The organism is Chryseobacterium endophyticum, assembly GCF_056333165.1.
The window spans coordinates 201,243-223,270 of record NZ_JBWGXE010000004.1 but is presented as its reverse complement, the minus strand read 5'-3'; the positions used below and the strand labels follow the sequence as shown (position 1 = coordinate 223,270).

Genomic DNA, 22,028 nt, shown 5'->3' with positions numbered 1-22,028 from the left:
ACAAGGTAAAATGGTACAGAATATAAAAACAGTGCTGTCGGTAATGCTGGCAGTATTTCCTGCGCTGTTTTTTTCACAGGAAATAAAACAGATGACCGCAAATGAAGTGGCGGAACTTGCCCTGCAGAATCATCAGCAGCTGAAAGTTTCGGCGCAGAACATCGATATCGCAAAGCAGAATACAAACGTTGTAAAACTTCAGAAACTTCCCAATATTACGGCTTCTACGAGCCAGTTTTATCTGGGAGATGCGGTAGCTATCGATAAAGACTTTTCCAATTCCACAAACATTCCGATGCCGCACTACGGAAGCACTTATGGGGTTCAGGCAACCCAGCTGATCTTTAAAGGAGGTTTGGTGAATAAATCCATTGAGCTTGCCGGACTTCGTGAGCAGCTTTCGGAGCTCGATCTGGAGAAGAACAAGCAGGACGTCAAGTTTTTGGTGATCTCTAATTATCTTGATGTCTATAAAATTTTAAATCAGCAGAAGGTTTTTGAGAGCAATAAAAAGCTGGCCCAGGAACGTCTGAAAAATATTCAGAAATTCTACCAGCAGGGGATGGTCACCAGAAATGAAGTGATCCGTGGCGAACTGGCCATTAAAAACCTGGATCAGGGAATTCTGACGCTGGTGAACAACAAACAAATCCTCAATTATAATTTGAATCTTGCGCTCGGCCTGCCTTCAGATACGGAAATAATGCCGGTCGAAAGCCTGGAAAACAAAGAGTCCGGTATCGGGATCGATTTTTATCTGAATCTGGCCCACAACAATAATCCGTTGTTAAAATCTGCGCAGACCAACGTGAATGTAGCAGACAAGAATATTGAGATCATTAAAACCGATAAGATGCCTGCGATTTCAGGTTTCGGAGGGTATACGGTGCAAAGGCCGATCACGACAAGAAATCCTGTTCTGGATATGTATTCAGGAGGATGGCAGACCGGGATCTCCTTAAGCTACAATATTGATAATCTTTATAAAACCAAAGAGCGGGTAAAGCTGGGCGAGCTTCAGAAAAGCCAGGCGAATGATGCCGTAACGCTGACTCAACAGAATGTGGATATGGGGGTGAACGCCGCTTACATCAAATATCAGGAATCGATACAGCAGGCTGAGATCCTTAATGATGCTAAAAAACTGGCGGAGGAAAACTATAAGATTACCGAGGCCAAATACCTCAATCAGCTGGCGGTACAGGCAGAAATGATCGATGCGCAGAACCAGAAATTGCAGTCGGAATTAGATTATGCCAACGCGGAAATCAATATGCTGTATCAATACTACAGTCTTCTAAAATCGACAGGAACATTATAATTTTTAAGGTAAATAAAACAATGGAAAACAAGGAACAAAATATACAGAATGCATCTTCTGCACAGACCCAAAGCCCTGCTGCAGCGAAAAAGAAACAAAATAAAAAGAACAGGATCAGGGCAATCATCTCCAATACGATTGTCTTCCTGGTCATCGGTTTCGGACTGTTCTGGCTGGTGCGTGAATATTTTCACGTAGGGGATAAAACCTATACCGAAGCTGCCCAGGTAGAGGAATTCATCAATCCTATCAACACAAGGGTTTCAGCGTATATTAAAGAAATAAAATTCATAGAACATCAGCAAGTTAAGAAAGGTGATACCCTGGTTGTCCTCGACGACCGTGAAATTCTTACGCAGCTGGGACAGGCAGAAGCAGCCTATCAGAATGCTCTTGCCCAGAGAACGGCTACAAGTTCTTCTGTGAACACCGTTTCCAATAATGTCAGTGTGATGGAATCCAATATTGCCGGTGCCAAAGCAAGACTCTGGAATGCTGAACAGAATCTTAACCGCTACAAAAACCTGTTGGCTTCCGAAGCGGTGACCAGACAGCAATACGACCAGGTAAAAACTGAATATGATGCACAAAAGGCTGCTTATGAAACATTAGTTAACCAAAAACAATCTGCAAACCTTTCTACGACCGAGGTGAAAAGCAAATTGGGAATCAATGATGCGGAAATCAAAAGAACAAAAGCCGCTTTGGATATGGCAAAGATCAACCTTTCATACACCGTAATCACGGCGCCGTATGACGGAGTAATGGGACGAAGAACCATTTCCGAAGGGCAGCTGATCCAGCCGGGGCAGCAGGTAGCAACCATTGTATTAAACGGACAGAAATGGGTAACGGCCAACTTCCTGGAAAGCCAGATGCCGGATGTGAAAATCGGTGAAAAGCTGATGATGACGGTAGATGCACTGGGAGGAAAACAGTTTGAAGGAGTGGTTACGGCCGTTTCAGCCGCAACAGGATCAAGGTATTCCAGTGTTCCGACGGATAACTCTACCGGAAACTTTATCAAAGTTCAGCAGAGAATTCCGGTAAGAATAGAATTTACAGGTTCAAACGATAAGGCAGACCTCAATAAACTGAGCGCCGGAATGAATGTAAACGTGAGTTTGGTAAGTAAAAAGTAAAAAGTAAAAAGAGCCAAGTGAAAAGGGCAAGTAAAAAGAGCCAGGTAAAAAGTATAAAGTAGGTTGCATTAAATATAAGTTATGAAAGAAAGATGTGTGAAAGTTTTCATCAGTTGATGAATCTGTATTTCGCACCACACTTTTTACTTTTACCTTTTTACCTGGCTCTTTTTTAACATTAAATCAAAGAAATGTACAATAAAGGACTATACAACGACTGGGTTCCCAAACCTGTACAGCTGCTCCTCATTGTGTTGCTGCTCGCGGTGGTGATGCCACTGGGAGGGGTGTACACGGGAAACATCAGCTATCTGGTCAGCGGAACCGGTGCGATGACGGAATATTTTATGTGGGCCAACTATGCCACCACCATCGGTATGGGCGCCTGTATGCCGATCGTCCTCCGAATGAAGATGAGGTTTAAGGTACGGGATAAAATGACGGTACTGCTCGTGCTTCTGGGATTATTAAGCTATCTGAATTCCACCACCTATGACCCTCTGATTTTTGTTTTCAGCTCATTGGTGATCGGGTTTTTAAAGATGATGGTGACGATCGAGCTTTTTCTTCCGCTGATGGCGATGATCGGCAACCGCGGAATATTCTACGGGGCTTTTTATACCTTTGTTCTCGTGCTGAATCAGGTAGTGGCTTATTATGCGGTTGATATTTCCATCCGTTACAACTGGCAGCATTTCTACATCATGGCGGCAGTAGGATGTTTCATTCTCGCTCTTCTGCACTGGATTTTTATGCACGATAAGTATTTTGCCTTAAAGGTTCCGTTGCATTATATCGACTGGCTCAGTGTTTTGCTTTTTGTGGCGACTTTTATGTTTTCGGCCTATGTTTTTTCGTTTGGAAAACAGCAGGATTGGGTGCGGTCTGCCCGGATCATCAACGCCGGGATAGCGGCTTTCATCAGCTTTGCATTGCTTGTGATCCGGCAGATGACTTTAAAGAGACCTTATTTATCCTTTAAAATTTTCACTAAAAATAATGTTCAGCATGGGCTGTTCATGCTTTTGTGCCTGGGGATGTTTTTAGGGACAACTTCTATTCAGAATACTTTTGCCGTCGGTGTTTTAGGATATGATCAGCTGACGAATGCCGGGCTGAATCTCCTGATGATTCCCGGGCTCATCCTCGCAGGAGGCACTGCTATTTTTTGGTTTAAAAAAGAGATTCCCCTGAAAATGTTCATCTTCTCCGGCTTTGCAGCGATGCTAGGATATGCGATGGTGATGTATTTTTCAATGGTCCTGGAATTCAGCTATGAGTACTGGTATCTTCCTATGTTCCTGAAAGGCTACGGAATGGGAGCCCTGTTTATTTCCGTATGGTTTTATACGCTGGATAAGCTTGAAATGGATGATATGCTGGCCGCCATCGGTCTCGTGCTGGTGTGGAGAACCTTTCTCGCTGTCGGCATTTTCTCCGCTCTTTATTCATGGGTTCAGTACCGCTTCCAGGTGGTGGCGGTAGGAGATCTTGCCGTATATATGGATGGGATGACGGTAAGTCCGCAGACTGTGGCCGCCAATATGAAACTCATTCAGCTGAATGCCATTATTATTGCCTCCAAAAAGATATTCGGATATATTATCCTGGCCGGAATCGGTATTCTGATCTATATTTTTACCCATCATTTCGGAAAAGAACGTTTCGAATATGTACGGTTTATAAGAATGCTCACCGGGAAATCGGTCATTGCCAGAAGAAGGCTCCGTGAGCGGAAAAAACTTCTCGAAGAAATAAAAGACGCAGCTGGTCCTGCGCTTTAACGATACCTTGTTTTTCATTTACTTAGTCAAAGCTTCATTTTATGTATATAGAATGGAGCTTTGCATTTTGTAAGATGTATACGGACTAATTAATCATACCTACTGTTTCTTCTTATACCATGAATTAGGAAGTGAAAAATATTTTGTAATCAAACTTAAATAATGAAATTTATGCTATAATAATTCGCCAAAAATGCGAATTAACGCACTAAAAGTAAAAAGCGGCATTTAAAATTGTTAATGATCCGGGACCAGTATATTTTAGTCCTGACAAATATAATTTTATCAATCAATTTTAAACAATGCAACTATGGCAATTACCAACTTAAACAATGTTCATCTTACCGGGCAGGAAATAGATGATGTGAAGAATGCACTAACCGGACTAGAAAATGCCCTTTCGAGAATTAATATTACTTTAACTTCAGAAGACCGACAGAAGTATGGAAGCATCAATGAGCAGAATAAGCTTTTCGTTAACAAGGTGAATGATTACCTGGTCAACCGGCCGGATCTGTGCACGACCCAGGTCGATTGGGTAGAATTCAACAATGATTTTGCGAGCCGCCTGGTTATGGAACATATAAGTGCACGGTTGAATATTCTTTATGTTAAAATTCAGAATGCAAAGATCCTTCATGATTACGACAATTATCAGGCGTCTCTGGTAGATTATGGTTTTACCGGCTTTATGGCAGGTACGGGAGCAGAAGGTTTTGAAACAAAGCTGAATGATCTTAAGCAGTTCTTTGTAAAAACTTCTCCTAAGAAAGATGCAAAAGGTTCTGAGGAGTAGCTTAGATGTTTGAACAGGTTGTTTAATGGTCCGTTGCGGTTGCAGAACCGTAGCGGATTTTATTTTAACCATGCCGTCAGGGTTTCCCTAAGCTTTGTTCCGGTTCAGAAGCTGAAAATCTGGGTCTGTGAACCCGGATAAACCAGTAAATAACCCATCCCGACCATTAAAAGACCGGTAGAGATTTGTTCTGAACCGTAAACTTATACTTCATCAGTGGAATTGTGAGAAGAGTTTTGTGTAGCAATAATCTGATTCATATTTATTTTTAAGTTTTTTCTGGTTTTAAATGTAATAAATATACAGGGAATTATGTAGGATGATCGGTTGTATCAGATAAGTCTGATCAAAACACTATCTTTGCTTTTTTTAGAACGCTATGAAAGACCTTATGGGAAAGGCGATCCGGGATTATTACCATCAGGAAAATTCTCAGGATCTGCAGACCGAAACTTCTATTTCCGAACTCGATGAACTTCCGGTAGATTATCTCTTCCGTGATTTTGAAGAAATGAATGACATCGAACAGAAAGCTTTAACACTGTCTCGGGGAAAAGTCCTCGATATTGGTGCGGGCGCAGGATCGCATTCGCTTTATCTTCAGAATAACAGGCATCTGGAAGTGACCGCCCTGGATATTTCCCCTCTTTCCATCGAAATCTGCAGGCTTAGGGGTGTAAAAAGAGCCGTGGCTGAAAACATGCTTGCCTTTTCCGGGGATACTTTTGATACGATTCTCCTGCTGATGAATGGAACGGGTATTTTTCAGAGCCTTCTGGTTATTGATATTTATCTTAAAAAACTTTATGCCCTTCTGAATGAAAAAGGACAGATCCTGATCGACAGCACGGATATTCTGTATATGTTCGACCGTGACGAAGACGGCGGTGTGTATATTCCTGCCGAAGGATATTATGGCGAGCTCGATTATGTGGTTCACTACAAAGGAGAATCTGAGGAGCCGATCAAATGGCTGTATCTGGATTTTAATACCTTAAAAAATGCCGCTGAACACAACGGTTTTACCATTGAGAAAATACTTCAGGAAGATGAATCTTATCTGGCCAAACTCACGAAAAAATAAGCAGGGGTTTATCGAGTTTAAATTTGCCCGGGCATGCTTGAGAAATCCCTGACCAGGCGGAAAACCGAGACCACAGGATATGCTGAAAACCACCCTTTAAAATTGATAAGCATGATGATAAGCGTCAGGATGGCTAAAACAACAGGAAGGAACAGCGGTTTTGGCCGGTAAGGTAATTTTTTGGGCATGAAGAGGACTGATATTACCAGTAAGATGAGCGCCCCCAGTGCAATGATTCCCATTTCAGGACTGTATCGCGAGGATGAATGTGTTGTAAGAAAGATGGTTGAGAAAAGATAAGTTTGCAGCAAGAAATACCCGAAGCCCGCCAATAAGGTGAAAACAGCAACAGTATATTTTCTGATTGCCAGCAGATTAAGGCATAACAGGACAGATCCGGGAAGGGTAGTAAACAGGATTGTCATAACAAAAATTGTGGTCCTGGAATAAAGCTTTATGGCATTAGGGTCTTCTGTAATATGGTCTTTCCAGGTTTCCTTTTCTTCATGTATCCTGTTTTCTTCATCCTGTTTTTTAATCCGGATGATCTCATCGACAGTTGATTTTTCGGATTCGCTGAAGACGTGACCTCTTTCCTGTAGAATCTCAAGAGCGATTTCCACGGCTTCCGGGGTAAAACGGTTCCCTGCGATAAGATATTTCCTGAGCTCGGCATCCGGTAATTTTCGGAGTACATTTTTGCTGACCATAACCAAAAAAAGGGCATCGAAATGCCCATTTATCTATTGAAGTTTATAATATTTATCCTATTTCAATCCCGTTTTCCACATTGCTGTCATCCGGTGTTACGAAAGATAATTTTCCGTCCGGTTTTGTGGTTAACAATAACATTCCCTGGGATTCAATACCTCTGATTTTTCTTGGCGCAAGATTTAATAAGATCATCACCTGCTTCCCGATCACTTCTTCAGGGGTAAAGCTTTCTGCAATCCCGGAAACGACCGTTCTTACGTCAACGCCTGTATCCACAGTCAGTTTCAGCAATTTGTCTGCTTTTTCCACTTTTTCAGCTTCCAGAATAGTGGCTGTTCTCAGGTCGATCTTTGTAAAATCATCAAAAGTGATTTCTTCTTTCATAGGGTTTGCGTTAGGGTTTGTTTTTTTATTGTTCTGTTTGGTCTGTTCCAGTTTCTGGATCTGGGCTTCGATGACATCGTCTTCAATTTTTGAGAAAAGAAGAGAGGCTTCGTTGATCTGGTGACCGGCTTTGATGAATACAGATTTTGTTTCAATATCCGCCCAGCTTTGCTTTTCAGCATTAAACATCGTTAATAATTTCTCGGAACTGAAAGGCATAAAGGGTTCACACAGCTGCGCCAATGCTACGGCAATCTGAGCTCCGACAAATAGCGAATGAGCTGCTTTTTCAGGATTATCCTTGATCGTTTTCCAAGGCTCTTCAGTCTGAAGATACTGGTTTCCGAAACGAGCAAGATTCATCAAAGCCGTTAAAGAATTCCTGAATTCGTAATTTTCCAGGAAGCCTGAAATCTCTTTCGCCGATTTGTTGATTTCCTGTAATTCAGGAGCGTTAACATCTCCCTCCGGAACGACACCGTTGTAGTATTTATGAATCAGGACGGCTACTCTGTTGATAAAGTTTCCGAAGATCCCTACCAGCTCAGAGTTGTTTTTGGTCTGAAAGTCTTTCCAGGTAAAATTATTATCCTTGGTTTCCGGAGCTGATGACAATAAAGCATATCTCAGAACATCCTGCTGTCCCGGGAAATCTTCCACGTATTCATGTGCCCAAACCGCCCAGTTTCTAGAGGTTGAGATTTTGTCATTTTCAAGGTTCAAAAACTCAAATGCCGGTACATTGGCAGGCATGATAAAGTCACCATGCGCCTTCATCATACTCGGGAAAATAATACAGTGGAATACAATATTGTCTTTTCCGATGAAGTGAACCAGATCAGATTCTTCACTCTGCCAGTAATCTTTCCAGTTTTTGCCGTTTTTCTCTGCCCATTCTTTGGTGAAAGAGATATATCCGATCGGTGCGTCAAACCACACATACAATACTTTTCCTTCGGCCCCTGGCAATGGAACCGGCACGCCCCAGTTGAGATCCCGGGTCATGGCACGGGGTTTCAGTCCGTCATTCAGCCATGATTTTACCTGTCCGTACACATTGTGCTTCCAATCGTCTTTATGGCCTTCAATGATCCATTCGTTGAGGAAGTCTTCGTATTCGTTCAGCGGCAGGTACCAGTTTTTTGTTTCTTTTAAGATGGGAACATTTCCGCTCAGCATCGATCTTGGATTGATCAGCTCTGAAGGCGAAAGGGTAGAGCCGCATCGCTCGCACTGATCTCCGTAGGCGTTTTCGTTTCCACAGTGGGGACATGTTCCGACGATGTAGCGGTCGGCAAGGAATTCCCCGGCCTGCTCATCAAAATACTGTTCGGATACTTCTTCTGTAAACTTCCCTTTTTCGTAGAGTACCTTAAAGAAATCCTGGCTGGTTTCATAATGCTTTTCAGACGTGGTTCTGGAGTATTCATCAAATGAGATCCCCAGATCTGAAAAAGATTTTTTAATGATTTCGTGGTATTTGTCTACAATATCCTGTGGGGTAACCCCTTCTTTTTTAGCCCTTATGGTAATAGGAATTCCATGCTCATCCGAACCACAGATAAATGCTACCTCTTTTCCTGTTCTCCGTTGAAATCTTGCGTAAACATCTGCAGGAATATAGACACCTGCCAAATGTCCTATATGAACCGGTCCGTTTGCATAAGGCAAAGCCGCCGTAATCATCTTTCTGTTCGACATTTATAGTAAAATTTTATATAGGCAAAGATAGGGAATATATACGGAATATGACAGGGCCTTTTTAAGGCGCGATAAAGTCTATAAGGGCAGTCGGATATTACATTTAGTTAAACGTATGTTTAACTTTTTGTTAAATTTAATCCACTGTTATGTTATGCATATTTTAATTTAAACGATTGATAGATAGATGTGTAAGCTAAAACAATCGTTTAATTTACACAATTTTAATAAAAATTTTAAAAATTTATGATAATTCTTAATTTTTTTTAAATTGCAGCAGGCCTAGGCCATGTACGATAAAAGAGAAACTATATAAAAAATAATATTGTGAAAAATTTTACAACGGTATTAAAAATTGCGCCTGCATTTTTATTTGCAAGTACAATAATTCATGCGCAAACCACCGACTCTGCTACAAAAGAGAAAAAAATAGAGGAGGTTGTTCTGATTGGTTATGGGAAGCAGAAGAAAACGGATCTTACGGGGTCGATATCTTCAATTTCCTCTAAAGATTTTAATGCAGGATCTACTACTGCGGATCAATTAATTGTCGGGAAGACTCCCGGTGTACAGATTACGGGAAATGGTGGAGCTCCAGGATCAGGATCTACAATCAGGGTGAGAGGTAGTTCTTCTTTCCAATATAATGATCCTTTAATAGTTATTGATGGAGTACCTTTAGAAACAAATAGTTTAGCAGGGGCAACGAATCCATTATCATTAATTAATCCAAATGATATCGAAACTTTTGATATTCTTAAAGATGCTTCTGCTACTGCCATTTATGGTAACAGAGCTACTAATGGGGTTATATTAATTACAACCAAAAAAGGAACGGCGGGAAAATTCAGGGTAAATTTTAATACCAATTTTTCTGTCTCAACTAAAATGGGGAATACAGATGTTATGGATGCAGATCAATTCAGAAGCTTTGTAAATACCTATGGTACAACACAGCAAAAATCTTATTTGGGAAATGCTAATACAAATTGGCAAGACCAAATTTATCAACAGGCTTTAGGTACTGATAATAATGTGTCTCTCTCTGGAGGAATTAAAGGTTTACCTTATAGATTATCTTTAGGATATAATGAGCAGAATGGTATTGTAAAAACTAATGAATTTAGAAGAACTTCTTTGGGATTAAATCTATCGCCAAAGTTTTTTGACAACCATTTATCAATTAATGCAAATTTAAAAGGAACATTTACGGAAAACAGATTCCCTGATGGAGGAGCGATAGGTGCTGCTATTTATTTTGATCCGACACAACCGATATATTCTGGTAATTCTAATTACGGAGGATATTATGAGTGGTTGGATTCTGCAAACACAGCTACCGGACTAAATGTCAATGGAACAAGAAACCCTCTTGGTCTACTATATAGTAAAAGAGATTTATCATCTGTTTTCAGAATTATTCCAAGTTTGCAAGTTGATTATAAGCTTCATTTTTTACCAGATTTAAGATTGGTAGCAAATGTTTCTTATGATTACGCAAAAAGTGACGGTTCTACTGCCGTGGCTGCAAATTATGCACAAGGTATTGGTACTTTAGGATCTTATCGTTCATATTCACAGGAAGCTAAAGGTAAATTATTGGAAACATATTTTAATTATGTTAAAAAAATAGACGCTATAGCTACTAATATTGATATTATTGGAGGTTATTCTTATCAGGATAAACATGAGATAACTCCAGTAGCACCAACTTATTACGGGAATGGTCAAAAAACCGATTTTTCGACTGCGGGAGATAATCAAAGAACGATGCAGTCATACTACGCAAGAGGTATTTTTACAATAGCCAATAGATATATTATTAACGGATCAATAAGAAGAGATGGGTCATCTACTTTCTGGAATGGAACAGACAAAAATAATTTATGGGGGAATTTTTCCGGTGTATCTGTTGCATGGAAAATTAATGAAGAAAGTTTTTTGAAGAATGTAAAACTTATTAATTCTTTAAAATTAAGAGCAGGTTGGGGACAAACTGGGCAACAAGAAACAGGAGGTTTTTATACTGCTTTTGGGTCATATTCATATAGTAATAGCAGTACTTCACAGTATCAGCTTGGTGACACTTTTTACACGTTGTTAAGACCTGATATTTATAACCCAAATTTAAGATGGGAAACTACTACTGCAAAAAACATAGGATTAGATTTTGGAATTTTGAATAATAGAATCAACGGTTCGGTAGATCTTTTTGCAAAAAGAACGGATGATAACAGCTTAATTGCGAATGTACCGACTTGGGCAGGAGGTCTTAATAACTTTGTTACTAAAAATGTTGGCGTAATTGATAATAAAGGAATTGAATTTAATCTGAATATTGTACCTGTAAAGAATGAGAACTTAACATGGGATGTTAATTTTAACTTCAGTAAGGCAAACCCTAAAATTATTAGCTTCTCACAATATGTTGATTCTTCGTATAGATTTCAGACATCATCATCAAATATTACAGGAATTAATAACTATATAGAATGGAATTCTGTAGGATATGCACCCAATTCTTTCTTTGTCTACCAGCAAGTTTATGATAGTAATGGAAAAGCTCTTGAAGGAGTATATGTAGATAGAAACGCAGATGGAAAAATTGATGATTCTGATAAATATTTTTATAAATCGCCTAACCCAAGCGCAATTTTAGGTTTTTCAACTAAAATATCTTACAAAAAATGGGATTTTGGAACTACACTTAGGGCTATCTTAGGAAACTATGTTTATAATAATTCAGCTTCTAACAGTTCAATTGCAAATATTCAAAATAATAATTTCTTGAGTAATACTAATGTAAGTGTTTTAAATACCCAATTTGCAACTACACAGTTATTTTCTGATATGTTTGTTGAAAATGCTTCATTTTTAAGGATGGATAATTTGACGATTGGTTATAATGTAGGAGAATTTATGGGTAAGGGAACTAATTTAAGAATAAATGCTATGGCACAAAATGTATTTGTAATCACTAAATATAAAGGTATTGATCCAGAGATTTTTAATGGTGTAGATAATGGATTTTATCAAAGGCCTAAAGTGTATTCATTAGGATTTAACTTTCAATTTTAATTAACATGAAAAATAAATATTTATACAAAAAAATAATTATAGGGTCTATTGTGTTAGGAACTGTAATTTCAGCAGGCTCGTGCTCACAAGATCTGGAAAGAGAACCAAGTTTAGGACTTACTGCCTCTGTATTATATAAAGATTTTAATAACTATAAACCTGCTTTAGCAAAAATCTATGCTGGATTGGCAATTGGAGGACAAGGAGATCAGAATAACGGAGATGCAAATACGGATATTGGAGGCATTGATGGTGGATTTTCCAATTATCTTCGTCAAATGTACAGTATGCAGGTATTAACAACTGATGAAGCGGTTATCGCTTGGGCAGATTCCGGTCTACCAGAAATGCATAAAATGACTTGGGATGCTTCAAACCCTTTCATAACAGCGATATATTACAGAATCTATAGTGTAATTGCTACAAGTAATGAATTTATTAAAAACACTACAGATGAAAAACTTTCTACAAACGGCATTACAGGAAATAATCTGACTGAGGCAAAATATATGCGTGCCGAAGCGCGTTTTTTGAGAGCACAATCTTATTATCACGCATTAGATTTATTTGGAAATGTTCCTAATGTAACAGAAGCTACAGATATTATTAATACTCCTCCACCAAGAATTGCGAGAGCAGAATTATTCAAATATGTAGAAGCTGAACTTTTAGCTTGTGCCAATGATCTTAAAGATGCAAAAACTAATGAGTATGGAAGAGCAGATAAAGCTGCAGCTTGGGCTTTACTAGCAAGATTGTATTTAAATGCTCAAGTTTACACAGGTACAGGAAGATATACAGATTGTATTACGTATTGTAACAAAATTATAAGTGCTGGTTATACTCTAAAATCAAATTATGGATCATTATTTATGGCTGATAATAATGTAAGTAATCCTGAAGTTATTTTATCTGTAAACTACGACGGTACAAGTACAAAAACTTATGGTGGTTCAACTTTCATGGTACATGCCGCTGTTGGAGGATCTATGCCTGCTTCTGATTTTGGAATAAATGGGGGTTGGGGTGGCCTAAGAACTACAAAATCTTTTGTTAATCTATTTGCAGGTTCTCCAAGTGATCAAAGAGGAAATTTCTACACTACTGGTCAGAATTTAGAAATAAATAATGTATCAACATTTACAGATGGTTATGCATTTATTAAATATAAAAATATAAAATTTTCTAACGGTGCTCCTGGATCAGACGCATCAGGTAATTTTGTCGATGCAGATATTCCATTGTATCGTTTGGCTGATATTTATTTGATGTATGGTGAAGCTGTTACAAGAGGAGGATCAGGAGGAAATATTACTACTGCATTAGGATATGTGAATGCCTTGAGAACAAGAGCTGGAGGTAATACAGTTGCGTCAATTAATACCGATTTCTTCTTAGATGAAAGAGCAAGAGAAATGTCTTGGGAAGGAACAAGAAGAACGGACTTGATCCGTTATGGTAAATTTACGACTGGTTCTTATCTATGGCCTTGGAAGGGAGGTGTGAAAGATGGTAAAGCTGTTGAGGATTACAGAAATCTGTTTCCTTTGCCAGCTAATGAGATCGTGGCAAATCCTAATTTGGTTCAAAATCCTGGCTATTAATAAAAAAACACTATTAAAATGAAACATGTATTTAAAATATTCACACTTTTTGTGGTAGCTTTTTTAGTAGCTTCTTGTGATAAAGATGAAGATCAGGCTGTTTTACAGAATCCGTCTGCATCTAGTATTAAAGCAGATAAAACTACTTTAGTTTTAATAAAAGATAATGAATCTCAAACTGCCATTACATTCGATTGGAGTAATCCTGATTATGGAGTAGCAGTAGCACAAAAGAATCAATTACAAATTGCTGTAAAGGGAACAAATTTTGCCAGCCCAAAAAATATAGATTTAGCAGATGGAGCTAAAAAAGTTAGCTATACGGTTGCTGAATTCAATACTGTCTTATTAGACGCAGGATTGTTGCCTGGTGTTGCAACAGATATTGAAGTGAGACTATCTTCAAAGTTAGGAAGTTATGATGCTGTTACTTCTAACTCTGTAACTGTTAAAGTTACGCCTTACCTTACAGAATTTCCTTCTTTCTATATTGTGGGAGACGCATCGGCTGTAGGTTGGAACGCGGGAACAGCACAATTGCTTTATAAAAAAGACAACCTTTCTACCATTTATACCTATCTCGAAAATGGTAAATCTTTCAGATTCCTGGGGCAACAGGACTGGGGACCTCTTAACTACAGTTTGGATGTTGCGGGAATGAACGCCGGAAACAGGTATTTTAAAACATGGTCTACCAACTTATCACCTTCTACACCTGAAAATATACAGTTTACCGGAGCGTCTGGAATGTATAAGGTGCAGATAGACGCTGATGCTACGGTAAAATCTATTACAGTTTCGGCTTCTCCTGTTAATACATGGAATCCTGCAAATGTATATTTAGTAGGAACTGTAAACGGTTGGAATTCCGCAACAGCTATTCCGATGACAAGCTTAGGAAATGGTAAATTTGAATATACTGTGGCACTTCCGGCTGCTTCTGAGTTTAAGTTTTTAGGACAACAAAGCTGGGGAGATCTGGATTGGGGAAATATTACAGCCGATGGGAATACAGGATATTTAGGACCAAAAGGAAGTAACGGAAATATTAAATTTGATGGAACCGGAGGTAATTATAAAATCTCTGTTGATGTAAAAATGGGAACTTACAAAATCCAGCCGTTATAATATTAATTTAAGTTGAATAACATAGCAAAGTGTTGCTTTTCGGCAGCACTTTCTTTATTTTTAAAGTTTATAAATAATCATTATGAAGAAAATTACGATGGGGGCATTATTGTTCTCAATGATGTTTGCGGGTGTGAATGCACAATCTTTAAAATCGCCGGACGGAAAATTTGAAATGGATTTCCAGCTCAAGCAGGGCGTACCTTACTACAATCTTAAATATAATGGAAAAACAATAGTTGAAGATTCAAAACTGGGACTGAGATTATTTAAAGATACTTCGATCAAATTTGCATCTGAAATTGCTAAGCCCGAAGATGTAAAATTTGATCTTAACAACGGCTTTACGAAAGTCGACGAGAAACGTGATGCTAAGAACGAAACCTGGCAACCGGTTTTAGGGGAGAAGAAAAATTACATTAACAACTATAATGAATTGGCAGTTACGCTGCATCAGGATACCACTGACAGGAATATTATCGTGAAGTTCCGACTTTTTAACGATGGATTGGGCTTTAGATACGAATTCCCACAGCAGAAAAACCTGAATTATTTCGTGATCCGTGAAGAGGATTCCGAGATTGACTTCCCGACGGATATGAAAGCCTGGTGGATAGTAGCCGATTATGACTCCCAGGAATACCAATACCAGGAGACAAAACTTTCCGAGATCCCCGCAAGATGGCCGAAAGCCGCAGATGCTAATGCTTCGCAGACTTTGATAAAAAATGCAGTGCAGTCACCGGTAATGCTCAAGCAGGAAGGTAAAGAACCATTATATATTAACGTTGCAGAAGCAGCCGTTTTAGATTATCCGGCTTCTCATCTTGAAGTGGATGCGGTTAATTTTAAATTTAAAACCCATCTTACTGCTGACAGGCAAGGCGCAAAAGGATATATTCAGACCCCATCCGTAACGCCTTGGAGAACCATTATTGTGGCTCCGAAAGCAGAAGAGGTGATGGATTCTAAAATGCTTTTCAACCTGAATGAACCTACAAAATATACCGATACTTCTTATATTCATCCCACAAAATACATGGGTGTATGGTGGGAAATGATTATCGGAAAATCTCAGTGGGCCTACGGTCAGCCGGAATCAAATGTCCGTATTGGAGTAACCGACTTTTCTAAATTAACACCCAACGGAAAACACGCGGCCAACAACACAAAAGTTAAGGAATACATCGATTTCGCAGCAGAGAACGGTTTCCAGGGACTTTTGATTGAGGGCTGGAATGTCGGATGGGAAGATTGGTTCGGCCACTCGAAAGAATTTGTTTTCGATTTCATCACGCCTTACCCGGACTTTGATATCAAAATGCTCAATGAATACGCCCATTCAAAGGGAATCAAGCTAATTATGCACCATGAAACGTCTGGTTCTGCAACCAATTATGAAAGATGGGCTGATAAAGCGTATCAGCTCATGAATAAATATGGCTACGATGCAGTGAAAACAGGATATGTGGGCGATATGATCCCACGGGGAGAACACCATTATTCTCAATGGACGATCAACCATTTCTACAGAATTGCAGAAAAGGCCAACGAATATAAAATCATGGTCAACTCTCACGAGTCTGTTCGTCCTACCGGAGAAAGCCGTACCTATCCCAACTATATTTCTGCAGAAGCAGCCCGTGGAACGGAGTACGAAGCGTTTGGCGGAAATAACCCGGATCACCAGACTATTCTTCCGTTTACCAGATGGATGGGTGGATCGATGGACTATACACCGGGAATCTTTCAGACAAAATTAGATTACTATTTCCCTGGCGACAAACGTTTTGTGAAGACCACTCTGGTAAAGCAATTGGCGCTTTATGTTGTAATGTACATGCCGCTTCAAATGGCTGCCGACCTTCCGGAAAACTACAGGAAGCACATGGACGCCTTCCAGTTTATTAAAGATGTAGCGGCGGATTGGGACGATACCAAAATTTTATCGGCTGAACCGGGAGATTATATCATCACAGCCAGAAAAGCAAAAGGTACGGAAAACTGGTTTGTGGGAGGAATTACTGATGAGAACAAACGCGATTACACCGTGGACTTCTCTTTCCTCGATAAAGGTAAAAAGTATGAGGCCACGATTTATGAAGACGGCAAAGATGCAGATTACATCGATAATCCTCAGAGCTACAATATCTACAAAAAGAAAATCACAAGCAAGTCTAAGATCAATATGAAAATGGTACGAAGCGGTGGTTTTGCGATTTCAATAAAACCTTTGTAATATCTAATCAACTTTGTCAAAGTTTCATCTTTGACAAAGTTTTTTTATTTTCAGGAGCTTTTTTCGCTTAGAATATATGCTGAGCCTATTGCGTGTTTCTATCGGGCTCAATAATCACACACCATACAAACGAACATTTCAAAGTTGAATCTTTGTCAACGTTTAAAAATCTTAAAATGAAAAAAATATTCACAATATTTGCTTTATCGGCAGCATCCGTAGCATTTTCACAAATCCAGAAAGTAGAACCCGCCTTTTGGTGGAAAGGGATGAAAAATCCTGAACTGCAGATTCTGGTCTATGGAAAAAATATTGCCGGTGACGACATCGAAATTTCAGACGGCGTTCAGATCAAGGATATTCAGAAAGTAGAAAATCCGAATTATGTTTTTATCACTTTGAATACAAACGAAATCAACGTTCCGAAATTCAGGATCAATACTAAAAAAGGTAAAAAAATTACCAGTTCATACACTTATGAATTAAAACAAAGAGCCGCCAATTCTGCAGACAGGGAATCTTTTACGTCTAAGGATGTGATGTACCTCATCATGCCCGACCGATTTGCCAATGGTGATGAGAAAAATGATTCAAGTCCTGACTTAACGGAAAAAGTAAACAGAAGTCTTCCCAACGGTCGTCACGGCGGAGATTTGCGAGGAATAATCAATAATCTGGATTATATCCAAAATTTAGGAGCGACGGCAGTATGGCTCACTCCGGTGAATGAAGACAATGAAAAAGTCTATTCTTATCATGGCTATGCGCAGACCGATTTATATAAAATAGATGCCCGCTACGGAACCAATGAAGACTACCGCGAGCTTTCCCAAAAATTAAACAGAAGAAACATGAAGCTGGTGATGGATTACGTCACCAACCACTGGGGAATTTCCCACTGGATGCTCAAAGATCTCCCGACAAAAGACTGGATTCACTGGTTTGATGACAGTCGGGACGGTTTTAAACGCTCCAATTACAAAACAACCACGCAGTTTGATACCAACGCTGCAGAGGTCGACAAAAAAGTTGCATTGGACGGCTGGTTTGATACCACGATGCCCGATATCAATCAAAAGAATCCGCTGGTTTTGAAATATCTTACCCAAAACGCAATCTGGTGGATCGAATATGCGGATTTAGGCGGTTTCAGGGTAGATACATATCCTTATAACGATAAGGAGGCAATGGCGAAATGGGCCAAAGCAATTACCGACGAATACCCGAAATTCAATATCGTAGGAGAAACGTGGCTCAATACCGCCGGCTATATCTCAGCGTGGCAGAAAGACTCAAAAACGGGTGAGGCTGCCCATTATAATTCCTATTTACCTTCAGTGATGGATTTTATGCTGTATGGAGATATGTCTAAAGCCTTAAAGGAAAAAGAAGGCTGGGACACGGGAATGAACCGTATATACAACAGCCTGGCAAGCGATTTCCTTTATCCCGATATCAATAACGTCATGGTTTTCTTTGAAAATCATGATACCGAAAGATGGAATGAAATATTCAATAATGATCCGAAAGCCTATAAATTGGGCTTAACATTAATTTCCACGGTCCGCGGAATTCCACAGATCTATTACGGATCCGAAGTCGCAATGCGCGGAGATAAAAATAAAGGCGGGGATGCCGATATCCGCAGGGATTTTCCGGGTGGATGGAAATCGGATAAAGTAAATGCTTTTAAACCCTTGGAACAGACTCCCGAACAAAAAGAATTTTATCAGTTTACCCAAAAATTATTAAACTGGCGAAAAGGAAAAACCGTGATCCACACTGGAAAAACTAAAAATTTTGTTCCTCAGGATAATGTTTTTGTGTACTTTAGATACAATGAAAAAGAAAGTGTGATGGTCATTTTAAATAACAATGAAAAAGAACAGACCTTGGATCTGAAACATTTTTCCGAATCACTGAAAGGATTTTCAAAAGGAAAAGACATTATTTCAGACAAAGAATTTTCAATACAGAATAACTTAACAATCCCTGCGAAAACATCGATGGTTATTGAATTGAAATAAAGTTTGAATAACATATCACAATCAATCTTCTTTATCTGACTTAAGTGAAATCGAAGATTCGGCGAAGTCAAATGCCTTTTGATAATTTAAAAAACAGTTAGTAGTTAAGAAGAAACTTGCGTTAAAAAATAAAATTTAAAGGTTTAAAATTAAATATGAAAAAAACAACAATATTCTTTAGTTTCATTTTATGCATATTGAGCTTTACGGTCATTTCGGCTCAGACAAAATTTGAAAACGAGAAAAAAGAAATCGGAACGATGCTCGACGGATTCAATGTCGCTGCTGCAAAAGCAGATTTTACAGCGTATTTCAATTATTTTGCCGATGAATCGACATTCATCGGTACGGATGCAACAGAAATCTGGAATAAAAAAGATTTTATGGCCTGGGCCAGACCGCACTTCGACAAAAAGCAAACCTGGAATTTTACCTCTCTAAAAAGAAATATCTATTTCAGCAAAGATGGCAAACTGGCGTGGTTTGATGAATTGCTCGACACTCAAATGAAAATATGCCGTGGCTCCGGCGTTGTCGAAAAAATCAATGGAGCTTGGAAAGTGAAGCAGTATGTCCTTTCGGTAACAGTTCCCAATGAAATTGTCGATAAAGTAGTCGCTGAAAAAACGCCGATTGAAGATGCATTAATCCAAAAAATGAAGAAATAATGGCTGAAATGGTTGGAAAAGTAGAATCTGGAAAATCTGGAAAAGTTAAAAAGCCAAATCTTTCCATGCTTCAGATCATCAATATGAGCATGGGGTTTTTGGGAATTCAGATGGCTTTTGGTTTACAGAACGGTAACGCAAGCCGGATTCTGGCTAATTTTGGCGCAGATGTTCATGAACTGTCATGGTTCTGGCTGGTGGCTCCTGTAACGGGACTGATTGTTCAGCCGATTATCGGTCACATGGGAGACAATACCTGGAGTCCGTTGGGAAGAAGAAAGCCTTACTTTTTAATCGGTGCGGTTTTATGTGCGATAGGGCTGGTGATGCTTCCCAATGCAGCTTCTGCCACTCAGATGATGGCGGCCAATGTATTGCTGATGGCTGTTATTTTCCTGGCGATGATGGATGCATCCATTAATGTGGCCATGGAACCTTTCAGGGCCCTGGTAGGGGATATGCTGCCGAAACACCAGGCAACCATAGGGTTTTCTGTCCAGACGATCCTGATCGGAATAGGCGCCGTGATCGGGTCTGACCTTCCGTCGTGGCTCACGAAAATGGGCTTTTCCAATGAAGCACCGAAAGGATTTGTGGCAGATAATGTGATTTATGCTTTTTACATCGGGGCAGCAGTGCTGATCGTATCGATTCTTTATACCATAATAACGACCAAAGAATATTCTCCCGAAGAATTTGCGTCATTTGAAGGCGGAAAAGAAATAGCAGAAGAAAAATCGAAACTTTCGGATATTTTTAAAGATTTTGCCAATGTCCCTTCCCAGATGAAAAAATTAGGAATTGTACAGTTCTTTTCCTGGTTTGCCCTGTTTACGATGTGGGTTTTTACGACGAGTGCTCTGGCCACACATCATTTCGGGCTTTCTCCGGATGATACCCACTCTGCGGAATTTAATAAAGCTGGTGACTTGACAGGAAGTTTGTTTGGAAGTTATAATTTCTATGCTATCTTCTTTGCCTTTGCTCTTACTCCTATTGCGAAATTTATAGGTAAAAAGCAGACCCATGCGTTAGCACTCACCTGCGGAGGACTGGGATTGATCGCCATGTATTTTATTAAAGACATTCATTATTTGTGGATTTCAATGATCGGATTGGGGTTTGCCTGGGCGAGTATTCTGGCCATGCCTTATGCCATGCTGATCGATTCGATCCCGCAAAAGAAAATGGGTGTCTATATGGGAATTTTCAACTTTTTTATCGTGATTCCTCAGATCATCAACGGAGTTTTCGGAGGGCCGATTGTGAGCGGTATTTTTGGGAAAATGGCAATCGATTACATTGTTGTAGGAGGAATCTGTATGCTGTTGGGCGCATTTTTAACCCTGATTTTCGTTAAATCAGAACATGATAGTCCAAACGAAATAGAAGAAGAAATCCAGCAGGTACATTTTTAAATTAAATTTTGTATCTTGAATAATCAATAGGAGCGGACTTTAGTCCGCTTTTTATATGTAATGAAATGGCTTTAGCCGAAATTTAAATACATATAGTTTTTAAATATTACAAGAATTAGCTTAAACCCATTCTTATCCTACATCAACACCTTACCGATTTATTGAATGTAAATTTGTATTATAAAATAGACAATATGAAAACAGTATATCATAAAGCAGACACAAGAGGCCACGCCAATCACGGCTGGCTGAATTCATACCACACGTTTAGTTTTGCTAATTATCAAAACCATGATAGAACCCATTTCGGAGTATTGAGAGTGCTGAACGACGACACCGTTTCCCAGGGAATGGGATTCGGAACCCATCCGCACAAAAACATGGAAATTATTTCAATTCCTCTGGAAGGGGATCTCGAGCATAAGGATTCGATGGGAACAATAGCTGTCATCAGAAAAGGGGAGATTCAGGTGATGAGCGCCGGAACCGGAGTGATGCACAGCGAATACAACAAAAATAAAGATGAAGAAGTGAAATTTCTACAGATCTGGGTTTTCCCTAGAGAAGTGGATATTGAACCGAGATACGATCAGAAAAGCATTAAGGAAGGTGAGAAAATAAACGGTTTCCAGCAGATTTTATCTCCAGATAAAAACGACGACGGGGTTTGGATTCATCAGGATGCCTGGTTCAATCTGGCAAACTTTACCAAAGGAAACGGTAAAAATTATACCCTTCATAAAAAAGAAAACGGCGTATATGCATTTGTTTTGAAAGGCAGTGCGAAAATAGGCGATAGGATTTTAAATGAAAGAGACGGTTTAGGAATCTGGGATACCCAAAGTTTCAACATTGAAGCCGTTGAAGATACCGAAATTCTTCTCATGGAAGTTCCTATGGACTTGCCGTCTTACCTTAAATAATATTAAATTTGTAAACT

General features: G+C 39.3%; 15 protein-coding genes. 13 read left to right on the top strand and 2 right to left on the bottom strand.

Annotated elements, in window-relative coordinates:
* The first annotated feature begins 10 nt into the window (after nt 1-10).
* The 5 genes from AC0N32_RS11325 (at nt 11) to AC0N32_RS11305 (ending at nt 6,127) form a co-directional block, all read left to right on the top strand.
* Nucleotides 11-1,321 (top strand): TolC family protein, encoded by a 1,311-nt coding sequence (locus AC0N32_RS11325; protein WP_476393970.1) that lies wholly within the window; start codon nt 11-13, stop codon nt 1,319-1,321.
* A 20-nt stretch (nt 1,322-1,341) separates the two neighbouring features.
* A complete protein-coding gene (locus AC0N32_RS11320) occupies nt 1,342-2,463 on the top strand; it encodes an HlyD family secretion protein (protein ID WP_476393969.1) in 1,122 nt (373 codons plus the stop codon).
* 191 nt (nt 2,464-2,654) lie between these two features.
* Nucleotides 2,655-4,247 (top strand): MFS transporter, encoded by a 1,593-nt coding sequence (locus AC0N32_RS11315; protein ID WP_476393968.1) that lies wholly within the window; start codon nt 2,655-2,657, stop codon nt 4,245-4,247.
* Between the two features lie 310 nt (nt 4,248-4,557).
* Entirely contained in the window at nt 4,558-5,043 is a 486-nt protein-coding gene (locus tag AC0N32_RS11310) for a hypothetical protein (protein WP_476393967.1), read from the top strand.
* 379 nt (nt 5,044-5,422) lie between these two features.
* Nucleotides 5,423-6,127: a class I SAM-dependent methyltransferase gene (locus tag AC0N32_RS11305; RefSeq protein ID WP_476393966.1), complete on the top strand. Its 705-nt coding sequence runs from the start codon at nt 5,423-5,425 to the stop codon at nt 6,125-6,127.
* A 17-nt stretch (nt 6,128-6,144) separates the two neighbouring features.
* Here AC0N32_RS11305 and AC0N32_RS11300 read toward each other — a convergent pair whose 3' ends face one another.
* Both AC0N32_RS11300 and metG read right to left on the bottom strand, forming a co-directional pair.
* The gene (locus AC0N32_RS11300) at nt 6,145-6,837 is read right to left on the bottom strand and encodes a hypothetical protein (protein WP_476393965.1); all 693 of its coding nucleotides are present in this window, start codon (nt 6,835-6,837) and stop codon (nt 6,145-6,147) included.
* Between the two features lie 52 nt (nt 6,838-6,889).
* Complete coding sequence (gene metG, locus AC0N32_RS11295) at nt 6,890-8,926, bottom strand: methionine--tRNA ligase (RefSeq protein ID WP_476393964.1); 2,037 nt, start codon at nt 8,924-8,926, stop codon at nt 6,890-6,892.
* 327 nt (nt 8,927-9,253) lie between these two features.
* On the opposite strand from metG, the gene AC0N32_RS11290 reads away from it, so the two are divergent.
* The 8 genes from AC0N32_RS11290 to AC0N32_RS11255 all read left to right on the top strand — a co-directional run bounded on the left by AC0N32_RS11290 (nt 9,254) and on the right by AC0N32_RS11255 (nt 22,011).
* On the top strand, nt 9,254-12,004 hold the full coding sequence (locus AC0N32_RS11290) for a SusC/RagA family TonB-linked outer membrane protein (protein WP_476393963.1): 2,751 nt from the start codon (nt 9,254-9,256) through the stop codon (nt 12,002-12,004).
* A gap of 5 nt (nt 12,005-12,009) precedes the next feature.
* Nucleotides 12,010-13,608 (top strand): RagB/SusD family nutrient uptake outer membrane protein, encoded by a 1,599-nt coding sequence (locus AC0N32_RS11285; protein ID WP_476393962.1) that lies wholly within the window; start codon nt 12,010-12,012, stop codon nt 13,606-13,608.
* Between the two features lie 18 nt (nt 13,609-13,626).
* Nucleotides 13,627-14,736, top strand: a complete 1,110-nt coding sequence (locus tag AC0N32_RS11280; protein WP_476393961.1) for a SusE domain-containing protein — start codon at nt 13,627-13,629, stop codon at nt 14,734-14,736.
* An 82-nt stretch (nt 14,737-14,818) separates the two neighbouring features.
* Nucleotides 14,819-16,975 carry a glycoside hydrolase family 97 protein gene (locus AC0N32_RS11275; protein WP_476393960.1) on the top strand — a complete coding sequence of 719 codons (2,157 nt, stop codon included), beginning with the start codon at nt 14,819-14,821 and terminating at the stop codon, nt 16,973-16,975.
* A gap of 176 nt (nt 16,976-17,151) precedes the next feature.
* On the top strand, nt 17,152-19,002 hold the full coding sequence (locus tag AC0N32_RS11270) for a glycoside hydrolase family 13 protein (protein WP_476393959.1): 1,851 nt from the start codon (nt 17,152-17,154) through the stop codon (nt 19,000-19,002).
* Nucleotides 19,003-19,157: 155 nt separating this feature from the next.
* On the top strand, nt 19,158-19,670 hold the full coding sequence (locus tag AC0N32_RS11265) for a nuclear transport factor 2 family protein (protein ID WP_476393958.1): 513 nt from the start codon (nt 19,158-19,160) through the stop codon (nt 19,668-19,670).
* Entirely contained in the window at nt 19,670-21,088 is a 1,419-nt protein-coding gene (locus AC0N32_RS11260; protein ID WP_476393957.1) for an MFS transporter, read from the top strand. Before AC0N32_RS11265 ends, AC0N32_RS11260 begins: the two co-directional genes overlap by 1 nt.
* A 194-nt stretch (nt 21,089-21,282) precedes the next feature.
* Nucleotides 21,283-22,011 carry a pirin family protein gene (locus tag AC0N32_RS11255; protein ID WP_476393956.1) on the top strand — a complete coding sequence of 243 codons (729 nt, stop codon included), beginning with the start codon at nt 21,283-21,285 and terminating at the stop codon, nt 22,009-22,011.
* Nucleotides 22,012-22,028 lie beyond the last annotated feature (17 nt).